This window comes from Roseicyclus sp. (assembly GCF_052168335.1).
Classification (GTDB): domain Bacteria; phylum Pseudomonadota; class Alphaproteobacteria; order Rhodobacterales; family Rhodobacteraceae; genus Roseibacterium.
Genome location: NZ_JBQLZP010000523.1, coordinates 1 through 2735 on the forward strand (window position 1 = coordinate 1; position 2735 = coordinate 2735).

Annotated in this window: 5 protein-coding genes; all 5 read right to left on the reverse strand. The window is 70.9% G+C overall.

The annotated features are described in order from the left end of the window. A partial coding sequence (locus ACTS11_RS15865; RefSeq protein WP_442641270.1) for a YciI family protein occupies nt 1–322 on the reverse strand: 322 nt, incomplete at its 3' end. A 23-nt stretch (nt 323–345) separates the two neighbouring features. Continuing rightward, nucleotides 346–576: a hypothetical protein gene (locus ACTS11_RS15870; RefSeq protein WP_442641271.1), complete on the reverse strand. Its 231-nt coding sequence runs from the start codon at nt 574–576 to the stop codon at nt 346–348. An 89-nt stretch (nt 577–665) separates the two neighbouring features. Then, complete coding sequence (locus ACTS11_RS15875) at nt 666–1301, reverse strand: NAD(P)-dependent oxidoreductase (protein WP_442641272.1); 636 nt, start codon at nt 1299–1301, stop codon at nt 666–668. Nucleotides 1302–1352: 51 nt separating this feature from the next. Next, nucleotides 1353–2015 carry a cupin domain-containing protein gene (locus ACTS11_RS15880; RefSeq protein WP_442641273.1) on the reverse strand — a complete coding sequence of 221 codons (663 nt, stop codon included), beginning with the start codon at nt 2013–2015 and terminating at the stop codon, nt 1353–1355. A gap of 73 nt (nt 2016–2088) precedes the next feature. Further along, on the reverse strand, nt 2089–2735 hold a 647-nt coding region (locus tag ACTS11_RS15885), incomplete at its 5' end, for a site-specific DNA-methyltransferase (RefSeq protein WP_442641274.1).

Consider the following 2735-nt stretch of genomic DNA (forward strand, 5'->3'; position numbering starts at 1 on the left):
CCGAGCCGGAGATCGCAGCCGGCGCGCGGGCGGCCCAGTCGATGGCGGCATCGAGATCGGCGACTTCGATCACGGTGTAGCCGCCGAGTTGCTCCTTCACGTCGGCGAAGGGACCGTCCTCGATCAGCCGCGCGCCGTCGCGGACGCGGACCGTCGTGGCCATGGCGGGCGGCAGGAGGCCATCGCCCTTCAGCACGATGCCCGCCGCGTTCATGGCGCCGATATAGGCGCCCCATGCGCCCCAGTAATCGCCCGTCCGGGCGGGGTCGTCGCGCCTCTCGAACTCGTCCAGCGGCTCGCGGAAGATGATCATGTACTGCATCGCTTTCACTCCTTTCCGTCCGCTCAGCGGCCCATGGCGGGCGCCGGGACATGCACGAGCGCCAGCGTCTCGGCCACTGGCAGGCTCCCGGTCAGGAGGATGAGATACCGCGAAAGCGCCGCGCCGTCTGCCTCGGTGAAGGCGAAAGGCACGGCAATTCCGGACGTTTCGGGAGGGAAGAGGGTAAAGGGCTCGGCCAGCGCCGGAAGCGCGAAGGCCCCGAGGCCGAGCGCGAGGAGGGTCGTGCGGATCATGGAATGGCTCCTGTCGGTTCACGACGGCACCGCGCCGTCACGGGGATGAGCCGCGGCGCGCGCGCGTTTCGACAGATGGCGGAACTTTTTTACCGCTGGAGGGCCGGGGTGCCGTGGATGTAGCTGCCGTCCTCGGCCGCGTCGACGAGGAAATGCGCCACGTCCGCCCGGCTGATGACGCCCTGCCGCCAGGTCTCGGGGCTTGCGAGCACCTGGTACTTGCCGGTCATCCGGTTGTCCGTCAGCAGGCCCGGCCGCGCAATCGTCCAGTCGAGCGAGGAGCCGCGGATCAGCTCCTCCTGGAGGTCCTTGTCGGCGTAGGCGCGGCCGAGCAGGGCCTTCATGCTGATCCGCTCGAAGGTCGAGAGCTTCGTCACGCTGTCACCCGCGCCGAAGCCCGTGACGGTCAGCAGGCGCTTCACGCCCGCGTCCTCCATCGCCGGGATCAGCGCCTGAGTGACCCCGGAGAACAACGTCGTCGGCTTCAGCACCCTTATGTCGCGGGGCAGGCCGAGGGTCAGGATCACCGCGTCGACACCGGCGACGGCGCGGGCCAGAAGCTCGGGGTCGGTGGCGTCGCCCGGCATCTTCTCGAGCGCGTCACTGTCGATGTCGATGCTCTCGGCGCTGCGGGCGACGGCGCGCACGGCGTGACCGCGCGACAGCGCGTAGTCGACGACCTTGCGGCCGATCCCGCGGCTCGCTCCGATGACGGCGAGTTTCATGGCGCGTCCTCCTGTGGCCTGCGGGAAAACCTAGCGCGCGGGCGCGTCGCGTCAGCCCTCGGGCAGGTGCCCGGTCTTGACCCAGAGAAGGCAGCCGCCCGCGCTCGACGCCGCGTGGCGGAAGCCGTCGGGGTTCCGGATCCATGTGCCTTCCGGGTAGTCTCCGTGCTCGTCCGCGAAGGACCCCTCGAGGACATAGACCTCCTGCCCGCCGGGATGCGCGTGTGCCGGGAGCCGCGTGCCGGGAGCCCAGCGCTGGAGCGTCACCTCCTCGCCCGGCACGGCGTGGAGCGGCAGGATCGCGAGCCCCGCATGCGCGCCCGGAACGAAGGTCGCGGTCGTCGTGTCGACCACCTTCTGCTCGGTATCGGCGGGGTCGAACTGGTGCAGCTTGACGAGGATGGTCGCGCCCTCGGGCCCGATATGGGGCCGGTGCGCCGTGCCGATGGGGTTCCGGACATAGGTTCCGGCCGGGTAGTCCCCCGCCTCGTCCGAGAAGACGCCCTCGAGCACCAGGTATTCCTCGCCGCCGCCATGGGTATGCGCGTCAAAGGCGCTGTCGGGGGCGAAGCGCACGATGGTCGTGGCGCGCGCCACCTCGTCCCCGATCCGGTCGAGCATCATCCGCTCGACCCCCGAGGCGGGCGAGGCGCGCCATTCGCGGTCCTCCGGGCGGACGACCACGCGGCGCGAGAAATCGGCGTTGAGCATCATCGGCGGACCCTCCCTTTCCGCCTCCGACTTGGGGCCGGGGGCGGCGAATGCAAGGGGCGAACCGTGAGCCGGCTCAGGCCCCCATCTCGGCGCGGATCTGCTGGCGGAGGACGTCGATCGGCACCGTCTTGCCGTCGCGGCGGAAGTGCCAGTAGGTCCAGCCGTTGCACGAGGGCGCGCCTTCCAGCTCGGCGCCGACCTTGTGGATCGAGCCCTTCACGCGGTCGGCGATCAGCGTGCCGTCGGCGCGCACCTTGGCCATCTGGCCGCGCGCGTTGACCAGCATCTCGCCGGGCCGCAGCAGACCGCGCTCGACGAGCTGGCCGAAGGGCACGCGCGGCTCCGCGCGCCTGGAGCCCGTGACCTCGAGGGCGGAGCTGTCGAACGGGCGGACGCGGTCGAGCCGACGCGCCGCGATCTCGCGATAGGCGGCCTCGCGCTCGATCCCGATGAAGTCGCGGCCGAGCATCCGGGCCACCGCCCCGGTCGTTCCGGTGCCGAAGAACGGGTCGAGCACCACGTCGCCGGGCCGCGACGTCGCCACCAGCACGCGGTGCAGCAGCGCCTCGGGCTTCTGCGTCGGGTGCGCCTTGTCGCCGTTGGCGTCCTTCAGCCGCTCGCCGCCGTTGCAGATCGGCAGGACCCAGTCCGAGCGCATCTGCACACCCTCGTTCAGCGCCTTCAGCGCCTCGTAGTTGAAGGTGTACTTCGCGCCCTCGG

Coding starts and splice junctions, on each gene's coding strand:
- ACTS11_RS15870 (WP_442641271.1), bottom strand. CDS start 576: ATGATCCGCACGACCCTCCTCGCGCTCGGCCTCGGGGCCTTCGCGCTT.
- ACTS11_RS15875 (WP_442641272.1), bottom strand. CDS start 1,301: ATGAAACTCGCCGTCATCGGAGCGAGCCGCGGGATCGGCCGCAAGGTC.
- ACTS11_RS15880 (WP_442641273.1), bottom strand. CDS start 2,015: ATGATGCTCAACGCCGATTTCTCGCGCCGCGTGGTCGTCCGCCCGGAG.